Annotated in this window: 25 protein-coding genes; 17 read left to right on the forward strand and 8 right to left on the reverse strand. The window is 53.6% G+C overall.

The window, feature by feature from the left end:
* Positions 1-169: 169 nt before the first annotated feature.
* Positions 170-955: a winged helix-turn-helix domain-containing protein gene (locus DBY73_RS13155; RefSeq protein WP_112011569.1), complete on the forward strand. Its 786-nt coding sequence runs from the start codon at positions 170-172 to the stop codon at positions 953-955.
* Positions 956-1,087: 132 nt separating this feature from the next.
* On the opposite strand, the gene DBY73_RS13160 is transcribed toward DBY73_RS13155, so the two are convergent.
* From DBY73_RS13160 to DBY73_RS13195, 8 genes are read right to left on the reverse strand one after another with little or no spacing between them, the layout of a single operon-like run.
* Positions 1,088-1,585 (reverse strand): lytic transglycosylase domain-containing protein, encoded by a 498-nt coding sequence (locus tag DBY73_RS13160; protein WP_112011570.1) that lies wholly within the window; start codon positions 1,583-1,585, stop codon positions 1,088-1,090.
* Between the two features lie 42 nt (positions 1,586-1,627).
* A complete protein-coding gene (locus DBY73_RS13165; protein WP_112011571.1) occupies positions 1,628-2,002 on the reverse strand; it encodes a type III secretion system protein in 375 nt (124 codons plus the stop codon).
* A complete protein-coding gene (locus DBY73_RS13170; RefSeq protein ID WP_258458735.1) occupies positions 1,989-2,681 on the reverse strand; it encodes a type III secretion protein in 693 nt (230 codons plus the stop codon). Before DBY73_RS13170 ends, DBY73_RS13165 begins: the two co-directional genes overlap by 14 nt.
* Entirely contained in the window at positions 2,662-3,219 is a 558-nt protein-coding gene (locus DBY73_RS13175) for a type III secretion protein (RefSeq protein WP_258458736.1), read from the reverse strand. Before DBY73_RS13175 ends, DBY73_RS13170 begins: the two co-directional genes overlap by 20 nt.
* Positions 3,216-3,983 carry a type III secretion inner membrane ring lipoprotein SctJ gene (sctJ, locus tag DBY73_RS13180; RefSeq protein WP_112011573.1) on the reverse strand — a complete coding sequence of 256 codons (768 nt, stop codon included), beginning with the start codon at positions 3,981-3,983 and terminating at the stop codon, positions 3,216-3,218. Before sctJ ends, DBY73_RS13175 begins: the two co-directional genes overlap by 4 nt.
* Positions 3,983-4,306, reverse strand: a complete 324-nt coding sequence (sctI, locus tag DBY73_RS13185; protein ID WP_112011574.1) for a type III secretion system inner rod subunit SctI — start codon at positions 4,304-4,306, stop codon at positions 3,983-3,985. The genes sctJ and sctI overlap by 1 nt, the downstream gene beginning before the upstream one ends.
* Positions 4,307-4,355: 49 nt before the next feature.
* Positions 4,356-4,625: a type III secretion system needle complex protein gene (locus tag DBY73_RS13190; protein WP_112011575.1), complete on the reverse strand. Its 270-nt coding sequence runs from the start codon at positions 4,623-4,625 to the stop codon at positions 4,356-4,358.
* On the reverse strand, positions 4,618-5,883 hold the full coding sequence (locus DBY73_RS13195) for a PrgH/EprH family type III secretion apparatus protein (RefSeq protein ID WP_112011722.1): 1,266 nt from the start codon (positions 5,881-5,883) through the stop codon (positions 4,618-4,620). The genes DBY73_RS13190 and DBY73_RS13195 overlap by 8 nt, the downstream gene beginning before the upstream one ends.
* 446 nt (positions 5,884-6,329) lie before the next feature.
* Between DBY73_RS13195 and DBY73_RS13200 the strand changes: the two genes are divergently transcribed.
* From DBY73_RS13200 to DBY73_RS13275, 16 genes are all read left to right on the forward strand, one after another.
* Positions 6,330-7,187 (forward strand): helix-turn-helix domain-containing protein, encoded by an 858-nt coding sequence (locus DBY73_RS13200; RefSeq protein ID WP_112011576.1) that lies wholly within the window; start codon positions 6,330-6,332, stop codon positions 7,185-7,187.
* Positions 7,184-8,947, forward strand: a complete 1,764-nt coding sequence (gene sctC / locus DBY73_RS13205) for a type III secretion system outer membrane ring subunit SctC (RefSeq protein WP_112011577.1) — start codon at positions 7,184-7,186, stop codon at positions 8,945-8,947. Before DBY73_RS13200 ends, sctC begins: the two co-directional genes overlap by 4 nt.
* An 11-nt stretch (positions 8,948-8,958) precedes the next feature.
* The gene (sctW, locus tag DBY73_RS13210) at positions 8,959-10,077 is read left to right on the forward strand and encodes a type III secretion system gatekeeper subunit SctW (protein WP_112011578.1); all 1,119 of its coding nucleotides are present in this window, start codon (positions 8,959-8,961) and stop codon (positions 10,075-10,077) included.
* Between the two features lie 44 nt (positions 10,078-10,121).
* Positions 10,122-12,173 carry an EscV/YscV/HrcV family type III secretion system export apparatus protein gene (locus DBY73_RS13215; protein WP_112011579.1) on the forward strand — a complete coding sequence of 684 codons (2,052 nt, stop codon included), beginning with the start codon at positions 10,122-10,124 and terminating at the stop codon, positions 12,171-12,173.
* 11 nt (positions 12,174-12,184) lie between these two features.
* Positions 12,185-12,592, forward strand: a complete 408-nt coding sequence (locus tag DBY73_RS13220) for a hypothetical protein (protein WP_112011580.1) — start codon at positions 12,185-12,187, stop codon at positions 12,590-12,592.
* A gap of 17 nt (positions 12,593-12,609) precedes the next feature.
* Positions 12,610-13,905 (forward strand): type III secretion system ATPase SctN, encoded by a 1,296-nt coding sequence (gene sctN / locus DBY73_RS13225; protein WP_112011581.1) that lies wholly within the window; start codon positions 12,610-12,612, stop codon positions 13,903-13,905.
* Between the two features lie 19 nt (positions 13,906-13,924).
* Positions 13,925-14,350, forward strand: coding sequence for a type III secretion system protein (locus DBY73_RS13230; protein WP_258458737.1), 426 nt, complete (start codon positions 13,925-13,927; stop codon positions 14,348-14,350).
* Positions 14,331-15,320, forward strand: a complete 990-nt coding sequence (locus DBY73_RS13235) for a hypothetical protein (RefSeq protein WP_112011583.1) — start codon at positions 14,331-14,333, stop codon at positions 15,318-15,320. Before DBY73_RS13230 ends, DBY73_RS13235 begins: the two co-directional genes overlap by 20 nt.
* Positions 15,317-16,243, forward strand: a complete 927-nt coding sequence (locus tag DBY73_RS13240) for a FliM/FliN family flagellar motor switch protein (protein ID WP_112011584.1) — start codon at positions 15,317-15,319, stop codon at positions 16,241-16,243. Before DBY73_RS13235 ends, DBY73_RS13240 begins: the two co-directional genes overlap by 4 nt.
* Positions 16,233-16,904, forward strand: coding sequence for an EscR/YscR/HrcR family type III secretion system export apparatus protein (locus DBY73_RS13245; RefSeq protein ID WP_112011585.1), 672 nt, complete (start codon positions 16,233-16,235; stop codon positions 16,902-16,904). The genes DBY73_RS13240 and DBY73_RS13245 overlap by 11 nt, the downstream gene beginning before the upstream one ends.
* Entirely contained in the window at positions 16,901-17,155 is a 255-nt protein-coding gene (gene sctS, locus DBY73_RS13250; RefSeq protein ID WP_044243276.1) for a type III secretion system export apparatus subunit SctS, read from the forward strand. The genes DBY73_RS13245 and sctS overlap by 4 nt, the downstream gene beginning before the upstream one ends.
* Positions 17,156-17,167: 12 nt before the next feature.
* The gene (gene sctT, locus DBY73_RS13255) at positions 17,168-17,932 is read left to right on the forward strand and encodes a type III secretion system export apparatus subunit SctT (protein ID WP_112011586.1); all 765 of its coding nucleotides are present in this window, start codon (positions 17,168-17,170) and stop codon (positions 17,930-17,932) included.
* 9 nt (positions 17,933-17,941) lie between these two features.
* On the forward strand, positions 17,942-19,039 hold the full coding sequence (locus DBY73_RS13260) for an EscU/YscU/HrcU family type III secretion system export apparatus switch protein (RefSeq protein ID WP_112011587.1): 1,098 nt from the start codon (positions 17,942-17,944) through the stop codon (positions 19,037-19,039).
* Positions 19,040-19,177: 138 nt separating this feature from the next.
* Positions 19,178-19,732: a type III secretion system translocator chaperone SicA gene (gene sicA, locus DBY73_RS13265; RefSeq protein WP_112011588.1), complete on the forward strand. Its 555-nt coding sequence runs from the start codon at positions 19,178-19,180 to the stop codon at positions 19,730-19,732.
* Positions 19,732-21,750, forward strand: coding sequence for a type III secretion system translocon subunit SctE (sctE, locus tag DBY73_RS13270; RefSeq protein ID WP_112011589.1), 2,019 nt, complete (start codon positions 19,732-19,734; stop codon positions 21,748-21,750). The genes sicA and sctE overlap by 1 nt, the downstream gene beginning before the upstream one ends.
* 48 nt (positions 21,751-21,798) lie before the next feature.
* A complete protein-coding gene (locus tag DBY73_RS13275) occupies positions 21,799-23,031 on the forward strand; it encodes a type III secretion system protein (RefSeq protein WP_112011590.1) in 1,233 nt (410 codons plus the stop codon).
* Positions 23,032-23,087: the final 56 nt, after the last annotated feature.

Here is a 23,087-nt window from a genome sequence, read left to right on the forward strand (position 1 = left end):
TGGCGAGCTGACAGTATAATTTCCGTTTAGGTATTATTTAATGAAATAAATGTGATATGAACTAATCAGTTGTCGATTAAATGTCTTGAGGCGTGGGTTGAGGCTTTCGGCCATGCATTTTCTTGATGGTATGTTCACTCATGAAATGAAATGACTGAGGGATCTGAAATTGAAAAATAGCTCAACAAAGCAAGGAAAGATTTTCTTTCTTGATTACACTTTTAATCCAGCATTAAGAACCTTACAGCGCGGTGATACAATCCTGCAGTTGAGAAAAAAACAGTCAGACGTTCTGGCCCTGCTTTGCGCGAAATATCCCTCCCCGGTTTCTCAGGACGAGTTTCTTTCGGAAGTTTGGGACGGCAGCTATGTGACCTCCCAGAGTATTGCGCAAATGATTCGCTCATTGCGCATTAGCCTTAAAGATGAATCCAAGAACATCATCGTCACTATTCCAAAGCTAGGCTATCAGCTTACCGCCGAACCCACCTGGGAGGCGTCGCTGTCCCAGCCCGAGCTGTTGCCGGACACGCTAAGCGAACGTGCTCCGGCGGCTGGCAAGCTCGAACTGGACAACATCTCTTATTCAGCTAATCCCATTATCAACTACCAGCCCGCGCTTCCCACCACGTCAATGACGGTGGTAACCTATGCGCCGCGGCGCAGGCCGGTAGAACGAAAGCTGACGTCAAGAAAGTGGTTTTTTTTCGCCGTCGCGACGCTAAGCATCATTCTTGTGGGCGTGGCCATGGGGGCCAGGGGATATGCCCAGGATCTGTTTGAAGAAAAGAAGGTATTTTTTTCTGGCGCACTGCTTGCGCAGTACAGTAAGACAAGGCTAGTGGATAGCTATTTATATTGCTGCAAAACGGATCGCGGACTCGTTTGCAGTCCTAAGGCGTCGATGCTTTCAGGAAAATGCACGCTGATTACCGAAGTAATTAAAGAAGATTAACCTCAGGCTCTGCATTGTTTACCCGTTACATCAGCCTTAATTTACGATAAGTGACGGCGTTATTTAACCGACTATTCTCGTCATGCTGATTAAAGCAATAACGCAGGCCAGCGCCTGCGTTATTGCTTTACCTTACCTGCATGAGAAAAGCGTTGGGACGCTGGGCGAGGGAGGAACCGCAATTTTGTCGAGGGTGGCCGTCTGGTGGGCAATAAGTGAGACAATGTTCCGCACATACTTTTCACGCAGAACGGCCGTTCGCGAATGGTAGCTGCCAATCCCGTCCCAGGTATAGCCATACTGCTCAATTTTCTGCTTCAGGATCCAGGTCCCCGAAAACACATTGGCGCAACTGTCCCTGCGCAGGCGCTGCTCATCAATCCCCCGGCTTTTCAGGCTGTTAAAATGCACCGTGTTAATTTGCATGATGCCAACGTCCACGGTTTTATTCTTATTGATATTCAGCGCCTGAGGCTGATTCTTCGATTCGTGCCAGATTATCGCTTTGATAAGCAGTGGGTTAACCTGGAAACACTGCGCTGCCTGAGTAATACAATCGCCGCCCTGAGCGAAAGCATTAAAAGAGAGAAATAAAGGGCTGACGAGAGCAATAACGGTTTTGATCTTCATGATGTAAATACCCGGCACTACGCCGGGTTTGGGTTAAATGAATTAGAAGGACGCGTCGTCGTCGGTTTTGGTGAAGCTTTTGTAGAGCATGTTGTTGTAAAACATATTCACGCCGAGCATCTGGGTCGTCATCCTGTCGAGGGTGCTGTCGGTGTATGTCTTATATTCTTCGTCTTTGCGCAGGATGCCGTCAGCGATGAGGATCGCCGAGTTCAGCTCCTGCATTGAGATCTTCTCACCCGGTTCGGCCAGCTGTTTAAGCTGGTCGATCACGTCGTTTAAAGTACCTTCAGGCTGATTTTGCTTAAAAAAGTCCAGCACCTTATCGTTAAAACTGCTGCCCGTCGCATTTTCTTCATCGGATGCGCTGGAGTAAGCGGCAAGGGCAGCAGGGGAGGCTGGGTTAATCTGACTCATCGTGTTCTTCCTGTTGATGTTCTGAATAGGTGGATGTGAGGGGAATTTGATTGCTGAGGCCAATAAGCTGGCTGGCGATGTCTCGCAGCACGTCAGGGGCCAGATGCGCCATTACCGCCTCGGTGGGCGCGACCTGTTCATCGGCATGATGTAGCCACTGGCGACAGAGTGATTCACTGGGAAAGCGGATGGCATCCATATCATTTTGCACGGTGATATGGTTGTCATCGGTGAACTGATAGTTTGAGGCGTCGGCACCTTCCGGCAGCTTCACGGCAGCGGGGATGATGATCCGCAGCGCCTTCTGGTGACCGCACTTTTCCTGCAGGTGGTGAATAATTCGATGCACGATCGTTGTGTCGTGCAGCGCGCTTTTCAGCGCACTGCCGACCTGCTCACGAAACTGCGTCTGGTGCTGGCGCTGCAGGCGCTGATATTCATCAATCAGCGTCACCAGCTGGTCGAAGAACAGGCGAAAACCGGCTTCAAAGCCCTGCTTTTCACAGCTCTCTCGCAGCCTGATGGTCTGTAATTCATATTCCGCGTGAATTTCACTGCAGCGGCTGAGGGTGCGCTCAAGCGCTACGGTCATTCGCTGATGGCGAGTCCGTTCACCGGACTTAACCACAACCTGGTTATCGATATCTTCAGGAAGGGTATCAGTAGTAATGGTTCGCATAGGTCAGGGCCATTCGGAGTAGATTGATATGGTTAAGCGTTTTTCCCACCGGCAGCGGCTCAATCGATATCCCCACGGGGAAGTGCAGGAGCAGGCGCTGGCGTAGCGCCTGAGGTAACCCGGGGAACTGGCTTAGAATAAATGCCAGCCCACAGGAGGTGGTTGCCATTGAGGTCTGGCTGCCGGGATTGAGCACAATCCCGTGGGGCATTGGCAATGAAATAAAGGCCAGAAGCCGCGGATCGGACATCAGCAGCGCGCCGCGCTTCAGCAGATGATTACGCATGAGATAGCCGCCAATCAGGTGCGCCGTTTCCGGAATCAGATGCCAGCAGGACAGCATCTGCGACAGGGTTTCATTATCGGATCGCCACGCTGGCGGAAGATGGCTGAGCCTACCCTGACGGAGAAGCCACAGGTTACGCAGCGTCGGGCAGTCGATCTCGCCACCGGCTAGCGCTGGCGGGAGATGGCTCATGTGGGCGTACCCGGCCGGCGCATAGAGAATGGACATCATATGCTGATCGTCGGCTCTCATGGTTCCGCGGTCTCCGGCGCGAGCGGCTCCTGGCCGTGCTCTTTTTCAACCGGCGGGCGGCGGCTCACGCGATAAAGCATATAGCCTGATGTGACCGCTCCGCAGAGCGCGAGCGCAGCGAGAATGAGGATCCAGGTGGCCGGCAGAGCGTCAGGGACTTTGGTTGGCGTAACGTACTGGATCATCGGCGCCGGGAAGAGCACAACCGAGATATTTTCATAACGCACGTCATCAAAGCTGTTTTTAATCAGAGACTTAACCTGTGAAATGAAGAGATTATCATCAAGTTCACCCTTGTAGGTGATGATCACCCCGACGTGACCGGTTGGCGTTCTGCCGCTGTCGTTGTTGAACGCCGGATAGCTGACGTGAACGCGCGCGTTAACGACCTGCGCTATCATGCGCAAAGATTGCTCAAGCCTTTGCTCCTGGAGAGAAAGAACGCGCGCCTGTTCAGCATTAGGGGAGGAGACGAGCGCGCCCTCGGGAAAGGCCTGGGCTATCTGCACGTCTGCGGACCACGGCAGCTGGTACTGGTTGATGATTGACAGCGCGGCGGTGCTTTCGGACTTGTTCACCGCAACGGTATAGCCCGCCTTGAGCGTGCCTTCCTTATTGGCAGAGATGTTGTGCTGTTGCAGGACGGCCAGCACCTGATTGGCCTGTTCCTGGGTCAGGTTAAACAGCAGCTTTTCGTCATTACAGGCGCTCAGCATCAACGCAAAAAGGACTACCGCCAGGGCGCGGAAATATTTATTGCTCATTATTGCGATTTTCCCAGGGTTTCAATGGTGCTCACCCCCTTACGCGCCAGCGTGCTCACCAAAGAGACATAGTTGCTGTACTCGCCGATATAGCTCTGCAGCATCAGTAGCTTTTGCGGATCGCTGGTGAACTGGGGCGACTGGCTGAGCGTGTTAATGACGTTCTTGAACTGCATGTCGGTGTCGCTGATTTTATTAAACGTGCTGGCAACCAGATTATTGAAATACTGGTCATGTACCGTGACGGAGGTATTGTCCTCAGGATTAATACCGTGTGGGCTCAGGCGAGTTAATGCTGACAATGCTTCAATTGGCTGACTCATAAAATCTCCAACAAAAGGAAAGGGTACGAAAAATTCGTACCACTTATAATTAACGGAAGTTCTGAATAATGGCTGCGCCAATATCCTTATAGGCTTTAACCGTACTGGTTTGGGCGTTACGGAACAGCGTGTATTCCTGCAGCTTCGCCTGATAGTTTGCCAACACGGCGGGATCGGATGGATCGGCTTCTAGCGCCGTTTGGGCATCCTGAAGCTGCTTCATCATTTCAGCCGCACCGGCTTCGAACGCGACCGAGACGTCATCAAGAAAATAACCGTTGCTCGTGGGGGTGGTTGGGTTTGGATTTGTATCAGCCATTTATATCTCCTTGCTTTAATGGAAAGTACCAGTGACGAGGGTTTAAAAACAAATAACCGTTCGATGAGTCAAGGTAAGATTTATTCTCTAGCCAATTCTCATTGAGGTTAATCGAAAAATTAATGATGTGGGTTCCCCATTGACGATTGAAATCATTGATAAAGCGCTGCAGTGCCGAAAGGGCATTATCGCTGAGCGCGTCGCGGATCACTAAGGCGTAGCCGCTGGGCGACGTTATTTGGCGATAATGAATGTGCATGCGGTCTAATCCCTGACGGGCATCCTGCAGGAGCTGCTGTTTGCTTTTAATAAATACCTGGATATCAAGCGCAAACGGTATTTTCTTAAGGGCCAATGACGTCAGCTGCTCTCGCTGAATGGGAGACAGATCCTGCCAGAGAATAATGACAGGGTGCTGGGGCTTGCCGTAATCGATCTGCACAACCGGATAGCCTGACTTGATCAGCGCTTCGACCGTGGCTTTCTGGTGCTGAACTAACCATAAGGGAGTGACGTTATTATTTTCACCCAGCTTGAATAAGGCCTCTTTGACCCACTCCAGCGCCTGGTATTTGCTTGCCAGAACGTAAATTGTGCTGTTCTCACGGCCACGATAAATATCGATAGCCGCAGGCGCGCCGGCGAGGGCCTCATTCAGGTTTAATACCTGACGATCGCTTTCCAGTTTTTTATACCAGATAACGGCAGCGGTAATGATTAATACCAGCAGAATGGCCGCGCCAACGATCAGCGTATGATGCTTTTTCGCATTAAACTCGGCAATCGTCTCCTGAGCGTTAAATTCTGCATCAACATTAGGGGGAAGCGCAAAATTACGGACGCTTTCCGGCCACTCATCTTCACTGCGCTTAAGGGCGAAACGAATATGCTCGCGGGTAAATATTTCGTTTTCATTAATGGTGGTCGGGAAACTGTTATTCTCATCCTGAACCTCTATCCGAAAGCTGCCCGGGCCTTCGCCGTCTTCTGCTGGCGCCGAAAGGCGTAAAATGAGATTCGGTGATGGCCGATCGCAAGGGATATAGAGCGTATTATGGGTATATGCCGCGGCATGTTCACCGCTTGATATCGCTGCGCTACCGGCATCGTCGATAGCAATGCCCTGATTAATAATGATAAAATAGTCATCTGCTGGCAGGTTTAATTCACAGCCAAACATAGGGCCAAACAGCACCTTCAGTGTGTAGCTTTTCTTTGTCTCTGGCACAACAGGCATCGCTTCAGTTATTTCATTCATGTCGCTGTTCATCGAAAAGGACCATTCAATATAAAAAAACAATCAAACGGATGCGGCATCCGTACGATTGTATATTTAATCTGCTACCGTTAAATTGTTTGCCACCGGTTTCAATATACGGGCCAGTTGCTGTTAATAGACTGTTGGGTCAATCAAAATATAAATGATATTTGATCTTCTATTGCATCCCGATTGCGCCGCGTAACAACAGTCGTCTTCGGGAAAATGAATATACGGACACCAGGAATAATCCGCAACAATTCGTTTTGATCTTTTTTTGAAGTTTTTATAATAAAAATTATTAAAAATTTAATCTTATTTTACGCCGTTGACCGTACGGAATTTTCTGATAATTTTACGGAAATTCCTAAAATCCGTGCTCGTTTATTTGTCTTTATCTGATTCGTTAGTATTGATAGACATGCTTACTCACCTAGGGTGCAACGATGATAAATAATCAGAAACAATGCCATCTGGAGCAAAAATCACAGCCGCTCCTGTCTGATGATCTGCTCAGAGGGAAAACGCATAAAATTGAAGGTAAAGATATCAAGTGTCACTCAGCGATTCTATTTGCACGGCCGGTTAATCAGCATTCCGTTATGTCACTCTCTGTCGACCAAACGGAGGAAGAGAGCGCAGTGGCGTTCGATGCTATTCGTCATGCTGTAATAATTGCCACCCTGAGCGAAATGCACTTATGTTTTTCTGGGGAATGGATTGTTGAGGTTATGTCGATGTCCCAGGCGACGACGCTTTTTTCGTTTCTCGACTATCAGGCGAAATGCCCGGAAGCCAGCAGCGAGAATATCGTGGGGCAGAATAGTGTGATGCTGCTTAATGCCTCTCATCTGGTATTAAAGGTTGAGCAAGAAAGTCATTCGCTGATGGCGCTGCTTATTTCAACGCTATTAAAACCGCAGGACCGTCGTCTGGAAAGTCTGTTCACCTTTGTGCGTAACGTCGAGAGTTATTGGATTGCGTATTTTTTGCTGTCGCAGGTCATGAATGAAGATAAAGAGAGCGAAACGCACAAAATTTATAATGCCAGTCGAATCTATGGCGTTTCAGAATCCTATTTCAGAAAGCTGTGCCACAACGCCTTTACACGAAGCCCAAAAAAACAGCTGCGCTTATGGCGCGCGGCGAATAGCGCATTGCAGCTGATTGAGAATGACCAGTCCATTGCCACCATCGCGGGTGACAATGGTTACGCTTCGTCCTCGCATTTCTCCAGCGAAATTAAGTCGCTGTTTGGCATTACCCCCAGGGAGTTTAAAAAAATTGGAAGGTTTGTTTCATGAATAAGTTTGTTCGCAAAACGCTGAATTGCAGAGTGCCTTGTCTCCTGCTGACGGTATTGTCCAGCGTGCCGGCTGGCGCAAATATGCTGAATACCTCCTCGGCGCCCGCGACGTCCGTTCAGTCGACGGCGGAAAATACCTATGTCGCGAGCAACAACAGCGTTCAGCAGCTCTTTTTTGTGGTTGGCGGCGCGCTCCATAAGCCTTTTATCGTTAGCGTCGAGGCGGCGAAGAAGCGGGTATCCGGTAATTTTGACCTCAACGATCCGAAGTCGGTGCTCGATACCGTGGCCGCCCGCACCGGCCTTATCTGGTATGACGACGGCAGCTCGGTCTACATCTACGACACCAGCGAAATACAAAGTAGCGTCGTGCGCCTGGCCTTTGCGCCCTATGACCGGCTGGTCGCTTATCTGCAGTCTTCGGGCCTGTACGATCCGCGATTTCCACTTCGTTCCGACGGACGTTCGGGATCGTTTTACGTTTCCGGCCCGCCGGTTTACGTCGAGCTTGTCTCCGCCGCGGCAAAGTATATTGATGCCACCTACGCCAGGCCGGGAACCGGAGAGACCACGATCCGCGTAATTAAGCTGAAAAATACCTTCGTCAACGACCGTAACTATACCCAGCGCGACGTGCCTATCACCGTGCCCGGCGTGGCGACGGTGCTGAATCAGCTGTTAAACAACACCAGCAGCCGCGAGGGCGGGCGTTCAGCGCCGGCGGGCGCGAACATTACCGTTGATAACGATACGCGCAGCGCGCTGGAGGCGGCGTCGGCGACGCAAAAAGGCAACTTTCCTCCGCTGCCGTCATTTAACGCGGCGCCTGCGGCGAGGAGCGGGGCGGTAGACCGGGATATTCCCAGCCAGCAGACCATCAACATCGTGGGGTATTCAGACACCAACAGCCTGCTTATTCAGGGCTCCGAGCGCCAGGTGAGCTTCGTTGAGGATTTGGTAAACGCTATCGACATTCCTAAACAGCAGATCCAGCTCTCCCTGTGGATTATTGATATCTCTAAAGACGATATCAACGAGCTGGGCATTCGCTGGCAGGGCGCGGCGAAGATGGGCAATACCGGGGTGACGTTCAACACCAGCTCCCTGACGCCGGAAGGCAGCCTTCATTTCCTGGCGGACGTCTCCGCGCTGGCGAAAAAAGGGAGCGCGCAGGTGGTGTCTCGCCCGGAGATCCTCACCCAGGAAAACGTTCCGGCGCTGTTTGACAACAACAGCAGCTTTTACGCGAAGCTGATCGGCGAACGCACCTCGTCGCTGGAGAAGATCACCTACGGCACGATGATAAGCGTGCTGCCGCGTCTGGCCCAGCGTCAGCAGGAAATCGAGATGATCCTCAATATTCAGGACGGCGGCCTGCCGCTGAACGCCGATGGCTCCACGGAAAATATCGACAGCCTGCCGATGGTCAACAATACCCAGATCAGCACCGAGGCGCGCGTGCCGGTGGGCTATAGCCTGCTGGTCGGCGGCTATAGCCGCGACCAGGATGAGCACCATAGCCTCGGGATCCCGCTTCTGCGCGACATCCCGTTTGTCGGCAAGCTGTTTGACTACAGCTACACCAGCCACAAAAAGATGGTGCGCCTGTTCCTGATCCAGCCGGGCCTTCTCACCAGCGGTGAAACCTGGCAGGGGCGCACGGAAAACAACCCGGTTCTGGGACGTACCTGGACGGGCAACGAGGTGACCCTGAAATCGACGGTCTCCATGCTGCGCGAAACGATGAAAGGTAATTAAGGGCTTCTCTCGTGATTAATATTCGTTCTGTTCCCGGCGTTGATTTTAAACGCATCGATACCCCGGCGCCGCAGAGCCACTCCGGGTCGCTGATGGCGGACGGGGGAGAGGAAGTACAGCCTCTTAACCTGCAGCAGGAGCTAAGCAATGCGGCGGAGGAGATGGCCGACATCCTCAGCGCCTTTGGTCGATTCAGCAAGCTGGGGCGAAAAAACGACAGCGCGGACAATGATTTCGTCTCCGCCATGCTTGAGGACCAGGCCGATGAGAAGCTGGATACGCTCATTCGCCAGGTGGCAAAGCTGCGCGACGTTAATACGCTGATTAATTTTGCCCGCCAGCTTTTCCCCAACGACAGCGATTTGATGCTGGCGCTGCGGGAAATGCTGCTGAGCCGCCAGCTGTCAGAGCTGCAGAAAAAGAAAATCAAAGAGGCCATTGCCGATCTGGAGAAGTTCGGCGACAGCAAGAAGATGCAGTCCGGGATAAACGTTGGCCGTCTGGCCAGGCGTTTTAGTCAGGAAAGCGAAGGCAAGCCGCTGTCGGCGAAAGATCTGCGCAACAGCTACCTTAACTTTCTCGAGCTGGATATGCCGGCGGGGTTTATCTACAAAGACTGGGTTGATGTGTACGGCTATGAAAACCGCACCCGGCTGCTCGCCTTTACCCTGGCGGCACTGGTCGCGGATATGAAGGCGAACGAGCCTGGGGTGCACTCTTCGGAGTTCGGCCCGCTGAGCGCCAAGCTGTCAGACGCGCGGGTATTAAACACGCTCGACAAGCTGCTGAATGAAAATTTTGCGCAGTTTCCATTTCGCGAGCAAATGCGAAATCAGCATCTTCTGGCGGGAGAGGCCGAAATTGTCGCGCTGTATATTACGGGCCTCGTGGATACTGATGAATTTAAGAGCGTCCTTAAGCGTTTCAGTAAAGAATTTATGTCCCTGCTGTTGCTTAAACAGCGTGCGACGGTGATGCAGGCATTACGCAATATTTTTAACCTGACGCCTGAATTTCTCTTTGCGGACATCATGTATCGCGAAATTATTGTGGATCATTTATCCATGATATTACGCAAAATGGCTGAAAAAGAGAAAACCACGGGCATCTGGAACGAACACTATAAATAATTGCCGATGGTGAACCATCGCCTCCAACTTAATGCGTAAATAAAATGATTGAAAAGTTTATTCTGCAGCTTCGCAGCCGGCCAGAACTCATTATCCTGTCGATAATGATCATGGTGGTGGTGATGTTGATTATTCCCTTGCCAACGTACCTGGTGGACTTTCTTATTGGTCTAAACCTGACTATGGCATTATTGATTTTCATCGGCTCGTTCTATATTACGCGGGTGCTGGAGTTTTCAACCTTCCCGTCAATATTGCTGATTACGACCATCTTCCGCCTGGCCATATCGATCAGTACCAGCCGTCTGGTGCTGACCGATGCCGATGCCGGTGAAATTATTGCCAGCTTCGGTGAGTTCGTGATTGCCGATAACCTGGTGGTCGGCTTCGTTATCTTCTTCATCGTGACCATCGTGCAGTTTATCGTGATCACCAAAGGGTCGGAGCGTATTGCCGAGGTGGCGGCGCGCTTCTCCCTTGACGCGATGCCGGGCAAGCAGATGAGCATTGATGCCGATCTGAAGGCCGGGGTGATCGATGAAAAAGAGGTGAAGCGACGCCGTAGCGACCTGGAGGCAGAAAGCCAACTGTACGGCGCGCTCGACGGGGCAATGAAGTTCATTAAAGGTGACGCCATTGCCGGGATCATTATTATCTTCGTGAACCTCATCGGCGGTATTTCCGTCGGGGTGCTGCAGCACGGGATGGATCTCTCCCACGCCATGTCGGTCTTTACGCTGTTGACCATCGGCGATGCGCTGGTGGCGCAGATCCCGGCGCTGCTCATCTCGATAAGCGGCGGGCTGATCGTGACCCGCGTGAATAACAGCGAGAACAGCAACCTGGGGGCAAGGATCCTCCAGGATATGTTCTCCAATAAATTTATTCTGCTGGTTACCGCCGTGCTCGCCATCGCGCTTGGCCTGCTGCCGGGGTTCCCGCTGCCCGTATTCCTTCTGCTCGCGGCGATTTTGTTTGGCATTTACATCAAAGATAAAATTGACGAGAAAAGAGGTAAAAAACCGGCCGCACCGGCAGAAGAAGAGGATGAACAACCGGTATTAAAAAGTAAGCCGGTGATGATTGACGGTGAATATATTCCGGAAACCATTCCGCTGATTATTTCCGCGTGGAAAGGCTACGAGGAGTATTTTAATGAACATAATCTCTGCTCGTTGCTGAAGCGTAATTTCTTTATTGAGTACGGCGTCCGCCTGCCGGAAGTGGTCATGAACTATGACGAGCACATCGAGCGCGGCAAGCTGACCGTGGCCATAAACGAAATTAGGGTTGCCGCCTACGATATTCTGCCGGGAATGTGCAAGGTGCTGCTGCGCGGCGAAGAGCTACAGGTGATGGACGACAGCGTGCAGGCCGTGGAAACCGCCCAGGGCGTGGCCTATTGGATCCCAGAATCGCATAGCCAGACGGCGCTGGAGCTTGGATTCTACTCCCGCTCGGCGGTGGATGAGTGTTATGCCTGCATATCCACCCTGCTGGTGCACAATATTTCGGAGTTCTTTGGCATACAGGAAGCCAAAACGCTGCTGGACGATCTGGAAAAGAAATACCCGGAGCTGTTAAAGGAGTGCTATCGCAACAATACCGTTCAGCGTATTACCGAAGTCTTCCAGCGGCTGCTGCAGGAGCGTATTTCAATCCGCAATATGCGTCTGATTCTTGAAGCGCTGGTGCAATGGGCACCTAAAGAAAAGGATCCCATTATGCTGGTTGAGCACGTTCGCGGCGTTTTATCGCGCTATATCTCCAACCGTTTTGCCGCGAATGGGCAGATTCGCACGCTGGTGATGTCGCATGACATGGAAAGCCTGGTACGCGGCGGCATTCGTCAGACGTCCGGCGGTACCTTTATTAATCTGGCCCCGCCAGAAACGGAAAATATTATCCAGAGTCTTGAAAGTTGTATTCGCAGGAACGGCGTAAACGCGCGCGACATTATATTAATGGTGTCATTAGATATCCGCCGTTTTGTGAAGAAAATAATTGAAGGCAGCTATCCAGAAATGGAAGTGCTTTCTTATGGTGACGTCGCTTCCGGTGTGGATGTTGATGTAATTGGTACATTAGAGAAATAACAGAGGTAAGAATGAAATACGATATCGTCGAATTACTGTCCAGATTGCTAAACGATGCAGGTATTAGCGATATTCTGGACAGTGATTTAAATAACCATTCGACAATTTCGCTGACCATGAAAGACGACATTCCGACTATTCATATCCGCGAGGAAAATGAAGAAGTCTGGGTATGGGCGAAAGTCATGGAAAATGCGCCCACCAGCCTGGCCTACTGCAGCGCCAGCCTGCTGCCGCTGATGATGAATCATCAGGAGGAATTCTTCCCTATTGGTCAGCCCTGCCTGTATCCGATTGACGGTCACCTTGAGCTTCGCGCGCAGGTCAAAGAGAAGCATATGTCCAGTCCCGACGCGTTTCTGCCGGTGCTCGACCACTTCCTGACCATCCTGCAGGACTACCGGTCCGTGCTCGTTTAACTCCGGAGGCGATTTCGATGGTTGCGCAATGTCTGGTTCATCTTGCACACCCGCTGCGTATTCAGGGAAATGTCATAGAAGCACATTTGCCGGGAACGCGTATTGGTGAGGTCTGTGAGATTCAGAAATCCCTGCTCGAACCGCAGGTTATGGGCTTTGCCCAGGTTATCGGGTTTAACAAAGAACATACGTTGTTAAGCCTGCTTAATGACAATCAGGGTTTTTCCCGCAGCAATGTGCTCTTACCTACCGGTAAGCCGTTTCGTATCGAGGTGCATGAAAACATTGCCGGGGCCATCATTGACGCAACCGGAACCATCCGTGGACGGCTGGATGAAACCGTCCAGCCGCCGCTAACGGGCGGCGTAAGCCTTGATGCCAGCGGCGCGCCGCGAGACTTTACCCAGCGTAAGCCGATCGCCGACGCGCTGGCGACCGGGGTCCGCGCGATTGACGGGCTGCTGACCTGCGGCCAGGGCCAGCGTATGGGGATTTTCGCCGCGGCGGGCTGCGGCAAAACGTCCCTGATGAGCATGATAATCGAACATTCAGAAGCGGATATTTACGTTATTGGCCTGATCGGCGAGCGTGGCCGCGAGGTGACGGAGTTTGTCGAGGAGCTTAAGCGCTCCTCCCGGCGTTCACAAGTTATCCTGGTCTACGCCACGTCCGACCGCTCCTGCGTGGAGCGCTGCAACGCGGCGCAGATCGCCACCACGATTGCGGAGTTTTTCAGTGAACAGGGCAAAAACGTTCTGCTGTTCGTGGATTCCATTACCCGCTACGCGCGCGCCCTGCGCGACGTCGCGTTAAGCATGGGCGAACTGCCGGCGCGAAGAGGGTATCCGGCCTCGGTGTTTGAGGCGCTGCCCAAGCTTCTGGAGCGCCCGGGGCGCTTTCTAAGCGGCTCGATAACCGCGTTTTATACCGTCCTGATTGAAAACGAGGAAGAGTCGGACGTCATCGGCGATGAGGTGAGGTCAATTCTCGATGGACATATTTATCTCAGCAAAAAGCTGGCGGCCAAGGGGCATTATCCGGCCATCGACGTCATGCAAAGCATCAGCCGCGTCTTTACCCAGGTGACCAGCGAGGATCATCAGGTTCTGGCAACGCGTTTTCGCGAATACCTCGTGCGCCAGAAGGATATGCAGCTCTATCTCGACCTGGGGGAATATCGCCGGGGTGAAAATACGGAGAATGATGCCGCCTTCGATCGTAAAAACCAGATGGAGGCTTTTCTGCAACAGCGGATGAGCGAAAAAACGGGCATGCAGGCCTGTCTGGAGGCGTTATATGGAAGCGTGGCGTAAAGGGCGCGAATTTGTCGGCATGCTCGAGCGCAAGCAGCAGGTATTACAGCAGGATATCGTTAAAACCGAAAATAGCCTGGCCCAGGTGAATATGCAGATTCAGCAATATCAGAAGGAGTTTTCAGATATTAATCAACAAATAAAAATGCTGACCCCCGCGGGGGTAATGAGCCGGGCGGATATTTATAAAGGTATAAGGCAGCAGGGCGCGTTACTCACGCACCAGCAATATGTCTTCCATAAGATCAATCAGCTCGAGAGTGAACAGCAGAAGCTTGAGCACAATAAGGAACAGCTGCGCGCCTCAATGACCCGGCTGGATAAGAAGCATTACAAACTGAATTATTATTTGCAGCCGCTGCGCCGAGATTATCTTCGCCGCTGTGACAACGCTGCTGAAAATGAAATCCAGGAGATGGCGGGATATGGTCGAAAAAGTTTCTGAGGTTAACGTTAATACCGCGCTAAATAGCGGCTCCGCGTCGGATGACAGCGTTTTACTGGAATGGGTGGATAAGAAGAAAAAGCAAAACCGGCTCGATGAACAGCCCGCTTCAGCGGCGGTGACCGCGCAGATGCTGGTGCAGGTGCTCAACGGCGCGCTCACCGGCGGCGGGTGGCAGTTAAAGGAGAATAAGGCGGCCAGCGCCGCGGCGGTGCCCGAGGCTGCACGGCCGTTGAACCACAGCCACAGCGATGACGGCCTGCGCCAGAAGGTGATGCTGGCGGCTTCCGCCCGGCATGAAGCCGCGCCGGTCAAGCCGCTGGCAACCGGCGACAGGCCGACGGCCGCAGGCGGCCCGGCGAAAGAGGGGGAATCAACGCCTCGCGCGGCGATCGCCCCGGTCAGGCAGGCGGACGCCAGGGCGATCGCCCAGCCGGTGGCCGTCGAGCCCGCAGGGGCAGCGACGACCGTCATTTCTCAGCCGCTAACCGCGCGGGTGACGCAGAGTGAGGGCGCGAGCCGTCACCCTGAGAGCAGCCCGCGGCGTAAGGATGAGCTGAACGAGGAGAAGCCGATTTTAGCGCCGGGCAGGGCGGTAGATTTCAGAACAAACGCGCAGAGCGAACGGCAGGTGCAGGCCAGGGCCGTACCGGCGACCCTGCAGCAGCTCAAGGGCCAGGTGAACGCCGCGACGTCAGCGCCGTCGGCCAAAGAGGCGCAAACGCTCGAGGTGGATTATTCGTTCCAGCGCTGGTCTGGCGACCACTCGGTGAAGGTAACCATCCCTGCCCAGGCCCTGCGGGAGGGCAACATGACGCTGCTGCCGTCGGACGCCCGCGCGGCGGATGCGCTGTCGCGCAATCTGGGCACGCTGGCGGGGCATTCGCCGGAGCTTTTGCAGCCGAGGCAGGAGAGGGACGAACAGCAAAAGCGCGAGCAGCAGCCCCAGCAGGATGAGGAGCAAGAATGAGTTTACGCCGCCATTTGCGCAAGCGTTGTGAGGACCAGCAGCAGCTGCTGCAGCTGCATAACCGGCTTCCCGGCAGTGAAGTTTCGCACCCGGCAGCGGATGCGCGCTATCTGCCGCTGAGGCTGCGTAATGAAAACGACGACCAGGCGCAGGCCTGGTTTGACGTCGACGCCTGGCTCAGGCAGATGAATCTCCATCTTCCCGGCATCCCGTGGAAGGAGGTGCCGGTGGATTATCTGGCGAGCTGGCTGGCCAGGCTCGGGCTGAATTTTTATTTCGCCGAAACGGTCTGGTCCGTTGAGGAGATTACGCCAGCGGTGGCAGAGCTCCCTCCCGCTGCGCTGTTGCTGCACGCGGATCCCTGTCCGCTGTGGTGCCTGGACTGGCCGGAAGATCCCCTTGAGCGATACCGCTCCCCGGGCATCCCGGCGTGGCTTATTCCGTACCCGCTGCAGTTTAGCCTGGGAAGCAGCCGGCTCAGCCTGTCGCAGCTGATGGACGTTGCGCCAGGCGATCTGCTGTTAATCAAGCGCCCCGAGGCGTATCTGACCGTCGGCGCGCGCCGCATTTATCGAGTGAGCTATACCCTGAATCAGGAGGTTATTGTGGAAGATCTGTATGTTGAACATGAAGAAGAGTACCGCGATGAGGATGACGCGCTGTACGAATGGGCCAGCCTGCCGGTCGAGATTGAGTTTGTTCTCGACGGCAGCAGGGTAACGCTGGTCGAACTTGAGGATATTCGACCGGGGGCCGCGCTGCCTCTGCCGCAGGATGCGGAAAAAAACATGAAGATTTACCTGAACAAGAAGCTCTTTGCGCGCGGCGAGCTGGTGGCGCTGGAAAATGGCGCGCTGGCCGTCGAGGTGAACCACGTCAACGCTGGGCTTATCGGGAATATGGGCGCATCCGATGCTGAGTAACGATATTTCCCTCATTGCCCTACTGTCGTTCTTTACCCTGCTGCCTTTTATTATCGCAGGGGGCACCTGCTTTATTAAATTTTCGATTGTTCTGATCATGGTGCGTAACGCGTTGGGGATCCAGCAGGTTCCCTCAACCCTGACGCTAAACGGCGTGGCGCTGATTTTAAGCGCCTTTGTGATGATGCCGGTGTGCCAGCGCATCTCCGAGTACATCGAATCGAACCATATCGACTTTAACAGCAGCGCGTCGGTCACGCAGCTGATGGAGCAGGGGCTGGGGAGCTACCGCGACTATCTGGTGCGCTACTCCGACCACGACCTGATCCGCTTCTTCAATAAGGTCCAGCAGCAGCGCAGCGGCGAGCCGGTGCCGGAAGTGGAAGATCATGAGCTGAGCACGCTGTCGCTCATGACGCTGATGCCCGCGTATGCATTAAGCGAAATTCAGAGCGCGTTTAAAATCGCATTCTACCTGTACGTGCCGTTTGTCGTGATTGATATGGTGGTCTCCAGCATATTGCTGGCGCTCGGGATGATGATGATGAGCCCGGTGACGATCTCCATTCCAATTAAACTCATCCTGTTTGTGTCGATGAACGGCTGGGCCTTATTAACCAAAGGATTGATCGCTCAATATGCCGATCTGATGACATCATGAATAACGTTTTATTTATTGGAAATACGGCGCTGATCGTGGTGCTGAAACTGACCGCGGTACCCATTGCCTTTGCCACCGTGGTGGGCATTATTGTTGGCTTATTCCAGACCATTATGCAAATTCAGGAGCAGACGCTGCCGTTTGGCCTGAAAATGCTGGCGGTCTTCGCCAGCATTTTTATGCTGATTGAATGGTTCTCGGCAGAAATGATGAACTTTGCTAACCAGGCTTTTTATATGGCTTTTCGCTAACACGGAATCACTATGCTGTTTGTTGCGTTGTATCTTAATTTTCAGCACAGCGTGCTGACGTTTGTGATGGTGTACGCACGGCTGGCAATCGTTTTTTATATGCTGCCAGCGCTAGGCGAACGGGTCTTATCCAATTTAGTTATCAAGAATACGATTATTGCGCTGACGATTATCGGGCTGTGGCCGAGTTTTGCCACGGTGGTCACGCCGGAGCAGGGCTGGTTTATTATTCTGATAAAAGAGTTCGTCGTTGGATTAATTCTGGCGGTCACGCTGTGTATTCCCTTTTGGATCGTCACGGGCCTGGGTGAAATCCTTGATAACCAGCGCGGGGCCACCATCAGCGACAGTATCGACCCCGTGAACGGCGTGCAAAGTTCAATATTGTCCGGCTTTCTCAGCTTTGCTTTCGGCGCGATTTTTTTCGTCAGCGGGGGCATGCTGAAGCTGATGGAGGTGATGGTCCAGAGTTACGAAATGCTGCCGAGAGGCAGCTCGCTGGACGGCATACGCTGGGAGTATGCGGGCGTACTGCTTCAGGTGCTCATGCAAAACAGCATCATGCTGGCAGCGCCGATCATGCTGGTGATGATGACGGCGGAGATGCTGCTCGGCGTATTTGCTCGCTACTGCCCGCAGCTCAACCCCTTTTCGTTGTCGCTTACGGTGAAAAGCACCATCGCCTTTATCGTTTTTCTGTTTTACGGTTTCCAGGCATTAACCGAGAAACCGCTGCAGCTGTTTTCCATTGCCGACTTCCGTCAGTTTATTTCCTGAGAGGACGCAATGGCTGAAAAAACAGAACAACCTACCAGTAAAAAACGGAAAGATTCGGCAAAAAAAGGGCAGACGTTCAAAAGTAAAGACGTCATTACCACCGTTATTCTGCTGGTGGGGATTTATTTTCTGGCGCACGCCGTGAGCTTCGGCCCGTTTATCTCATTTTATACGCATCTCTTGCAGTATCCGACCCGGCCCGGCATGGGCGTATTCCTGCTGGAGCTCGCGAGGATTTTTTTCACGCTGGCTTTGCCTTTTATTGCGGTATGTACCCTTGTCGGTTTTGCTGCCACCCTGCTGCAAACGGGATTTACGCTGGCGACCGAAGCCATCAAGCTGAATTTTAAGGCGCTAAACCCCGTGGAGGGGATCAAGAAAATATTTAGCATGCGCACCGTTAAGGAGCTGGTGAAGTCGCTTTGCTATCTGGTGGTGTTCGCCGCCACCTGCCATAGCCTGATTCAGGAGGATCTCCGCCAGGCGTTGACGCTGTATCGCGCCGACATGCCGGGACTGGTCGCCGTGTGGGTAGCGCTGGCGGTGAAGGCGGTAGTGGTATTTATTGCCTGGTCCATCTTTGTGCTGCTGGCCGATCTCATGGTTGAGTACTTCCTCCATTTTAAAGATATGAAAATGGATAAACACGAGGTGAAGCAGGAGCACAAGGAGAGCGACGGCAACCCGCAAATTAAAAGCGCGCGGCGCCGTGCGCATCAGGAGCTCCTTACCGGGGAGGAGATGGCGGCGGTACGCAATTCAGAAGTCGTGCTGGCGAACCCGACCCATATCGCCATGGGGGTCTATTTTAACCCTGAGGTCGCGTCGCTGCCCTTTATTGCCCTGCGTTGTACCAATCTGAAAGCGAAGGCGGCGATTGCCTACGCCGAGAAAGTTGGCGTGCCGGTGGTACGTAATATTCCGCTGACGCGGCGGCTTTATCATACCTACAGCCAGTACAGCTTCATTTCGCTGGATGATGATGTGCTGATGGACGTGATGGACGTGCTCATCTGGCTACGCCAGGTCGAAGCGGCAGGGATCGCTCCCCTCAAGGCAGAAACCGCCCCACCACAGCCTGATTCTGAGAACGGCCCCCTTCCATAGTTCTGCCCCGGGGGCTGTGCGGTTTTTTTGTATTAACGACCCATGGACAACAGTAAGATGTTTATATCTTCTTGGCTGTCTGTCCATACGTCAATTGCGTGACTTATACGTTGCTTATTAATAAGGGAAGAGACACAGATGGTTGATAGAAATATGCTTGAATTTCTCACCGATGATGAGACTTATAAAACGGATGAAGAGTTGGATGTTTATTCTGACCGCTTGCTGGATGCCCTTCAGAATGGCGCAACGATGAAGGATATCCACGGCGTATCCAGCGACACGATGCAGGATGTTTATAAACTCGCATATGATTTTTATCACCAGGGAAAGCTGAATGACGCTGAGTCATTGTTCCGTTTCCTCTGTATTTATGACTTTTACAACCCCGAATACGCAATGGGGCTAGCGGCTGTGTATCAGCTGAAAAAAAATTATGCGAAAGCCATTGATTTCTACGCTCTCGCCTATTCCTTGTCGAAGGAAGATTATCGACCGATGTTTTACGCCGGGCAGTGTAATTTAATGCAGCGTCAGGCTGCGCAGGCCCGAAAATGTTTTGAAATTGTAATGGAGCGCTGTCGCGATCCGTTATTAATCGAGAAAACTGCAGCTTATCTTTCCGCGATGAATAAATTAAAGCGCGAACAGCCTAATGAGATGGAGCAGAAAAATGAATATGAGGAATTGTAATGAATATGCGTGTCGATAGCCAGGATGCCGGGAGTTATCACCAGGTTAGTCTGGAAATAGGGAAGGACGAACTTAAAAAGCAGTCTGAACAGGCCAGGCGACTGGGCAATGACGGCTACAAAAACCACGCGCAGGCGGGAAGCGTTAAAAGCGCCGTGCAATCGTTACAGCCGGAGCAGCTGCTGGCGGTGCTGAAAAATACTCAGCAGGCGCTGGGGGGCAATGGCGGCAAGGCGGCCATTAACGCTCAGGAGATGCCCGTGCTTCAGTCGCCGCAGGGCGGTGATGAAAAGGCCGCGGCCAGCGGTGGCGGCCAGCGCTCCAGCGCGGCTGAGCTGACCGAGCTGCTGGGGAAAATTACGCAGCTCACGGCCAATACGTCGCTTGAGAAAATGCTCTCACAGCTCAACAGCTTCAACGCGATGATGTCCGGCGCAACCAGCGCGTGGTCTGAAATGGCCGCGATGCTGGAGCAGCAGGGAACCCAGTGGGCCGCCGATTCCGACGCCCTCAATGCGGCGCAGCAGCAGGCCGACGGGCTTTCCAGCGACGTCGATGCCGCGCAAAAGGTGCTTGATAGCGCGCAGTCGGAGCTGGACGCGCTCAAGAATCAGGCCGCCGGGCAGGATCCGGTGCCTGACGATCTGCAAAAGCAAATCGACAAGGCCCAGACAGCGGTGAACAGCGCCCAGCTCGCGCTCACGACGGCTACCGGTCTGTATAACGGATTCGTTGAAAAGACCCTGAACCCGGCAAAAGCCGCTGAATCAAATTCGCGCATGGCGCTGGAAGCGACGCAAACCAAATCCCAGGCGCTGATTAACACGCTCACGCCGCAGCAGCAGAGCGCCGTGGAGTTTCAGCGCAAGCAAAACGATGACCAGTCGAAAAGCCTCAACTTCCTGATGGCGCTGATGTCGCAGCTGATTGCCAAAAGCTCCAGTGACGATCTGCAGGCTACCGCAGAGCTGAAGCAGAAGCTGGCGGAAGCCTCGGCCAAGGACGCGGAGAAAAAGGCCAAAGAGTACGAAGAAGAGGTGCGTAAGGCCGAGGAAATGCAAAAAACGATGGGCTGCATCGGGAAGGTCCTCGGATGGCTTATCACCGCCGTGAGCTTTGTTGCCGCCGCGTTCACCGGCGGGGCGTCGCTGGCGCTCGCCGCCGTCGGCCTGGCGCTGGCGATCGGTGACGAGATTAACCAGGCGATCACCGGCAACTCCTTTATGGCCGACGCGATGAAGCCGCTGATGGATGCGATCGTCAAGCCGCTGATGGAGCTGATGGGCAAGATGTTTGCCGGCATCCTTGAGGCGATGGGCGTCGATAAAGAGACGGCCGAAATGGTCGGCAAGATCCTGGGCGCTATTGCCGCCGCCGCGGTGCTGGTCGCCGGGGTGATCGTCGCGGGCAGCGCGCTGAGCAAGGTGTTTGGCGTCGTCATGAAGAAGATCGGCCTCGAAGTGGGTGAAGAAGCCAGCAAGACCATGGGCAAAAGCGTGGCCGCCGAAGTGCAGAAAGAGGTGACTCAGGATCTGGCGAAAACCACCCTGCGCACCGCCGCGAAGGAGGTCTCTGAGGAGGTGGCGAAAGAGGTGACCGAACAGGCAACGAAAACCACCATGCAGCGGCTGATGGACAGCGCCTTTGCGCAGGCCTTCAAGCGCGTGTTCCAGGGCTTTGGCCGGGCAGCGGGCATGGACGAAGTCAAAATGGGCACAATTTACAACCGTACGCAGATGGCGGTGACCGGCGCGGCGGTGGTGAACACCTCCATTCAGGTCGCTGGCAGCATCGTGGTGGCCGACATGATGGTTGAGGCCTCTAAGACCAAGGCTCAGATGATGAAAGACGCCGCGCTGCAGGAGCTGCTCAACGAGATGATGAATCGTGCCATCGATACCTTCACGCACCGCATGGAGACGGTTAACCAAATTGTGAAAAACATTTCCGCCGTGGCTGACACCCAGCTGCAGGCCGGCAGATACATCACTAAGCAGATGAGTTCCGTTGCCGGATAAGCAACGTGCATTTTTACAGAGCGATTCATAACAGGAGTAACTAATTCAATGACCACGTCTATTTCTAACGTATCCGTACGTCCCGTTCAGATCGACTTCACCGAGAGTCAAAAGACGGAAAATGCGAAGCCGGAAACGCGCAGCCTGCAGACCGTGTCCGAGTGGGCCAGCGAAAAGGGCATGCTGTCATCCGTCATGGATATGCAAAGCGCCCGACGCGATGAGGCTCAGGCCGCCGCCGTGGCGCAGCGTAACGCCGGCAATGATGTTAACAGCCAAAGCGCGATGTCAACCGTCACGCTTTCTGCCGCCGGAGAAGGGGACGCGAATAAGTCTGAGCGTATGGCGTCCGCGATGCCGAGCGTGATGGCGGCGCAGACCAACATCACCCAGCCCAATAACAAAGCGGCAGATAGCAAAAGCGCGGTTGACACGTCTGGCAATACCACCACCAACGCGGTGGGGCAGACCCGCTCTCAGCCAACGGTTGCTGGCGGCACGGATATTACCGGTGCCGATTCGGTCAAGCCGACCTTTATCAACGTCGTCGGCCCGATGAGCCAGATCGTCCTGAGCAATAAGCTGACCGTTGCGCTGCTGGAAAGTGAAAATACGCAGAATATGTCGGCGGCGAAAGCCTCGAACCGCTTTATCGAATCCACGGCGCGCAGCGCGCAGAAAGGGATTGAGGCCGCCGAGGAGCGCCGTGATGGCGCCATCGTGGGCGGCGTAACCGCTGCGGTTGCCCAGGGCGGCATGGCGGTGGCGTCCACCAACGCGCTGCGTAAGGAGAATGCATCGCTTAAAAACAACGTCGCCGTGGCGAAAAACCAGGAATTCGGTATTACCCAGCAGAAAAATGCCATCGGCAGCGCCGGCGACAGCATGGTCATGAAAGGACAGCGCATGGACGGCAAGGTCAAAGAAACCATGAGCAAAACCCAGGGCGAAGAGCAGCTTTCCGCGTCGCAGAAGCACCTCAAGCACAATGAAGTGCAGAACAACACGCAGAAAGTGCGCGTGGTCACCGAGCTGGGCAACCAGCTGGCGAATACCACCCGCAATATCACCGAAGGGGCATATAACGTTAACGCCGCCGAAATGCAGGGCGAGGCAGATTTAGCCCGCGCCGACGGCAACCAGAACAGCGAACTGGCCAATACCCATAAAGAAGTGGCGAAAAAAGCGGCGGATACCCGCGCCGCGCTTGCCCAGGCTGCTGAAAATGTGCTCAACGCTAACAACAGCGCGGCCTCAACCATCGCCGAGCGCATGCGTTAATTATCGGCTCACTTTCCCGGCGGGAGTCATCCCGCCCTTTTCGTAAAGGATATAGA

Origin of the sequence: Enterobacter sp. RIT418 (genome assembly GCF_003057745.1) — a bacterium.
Classification (GTDB): domain Bacteria; phylum Pseudomonadota; class Gammaproteobacteria; order Enterobacterales; family Enterobacteriaceae; genus Enterobacter.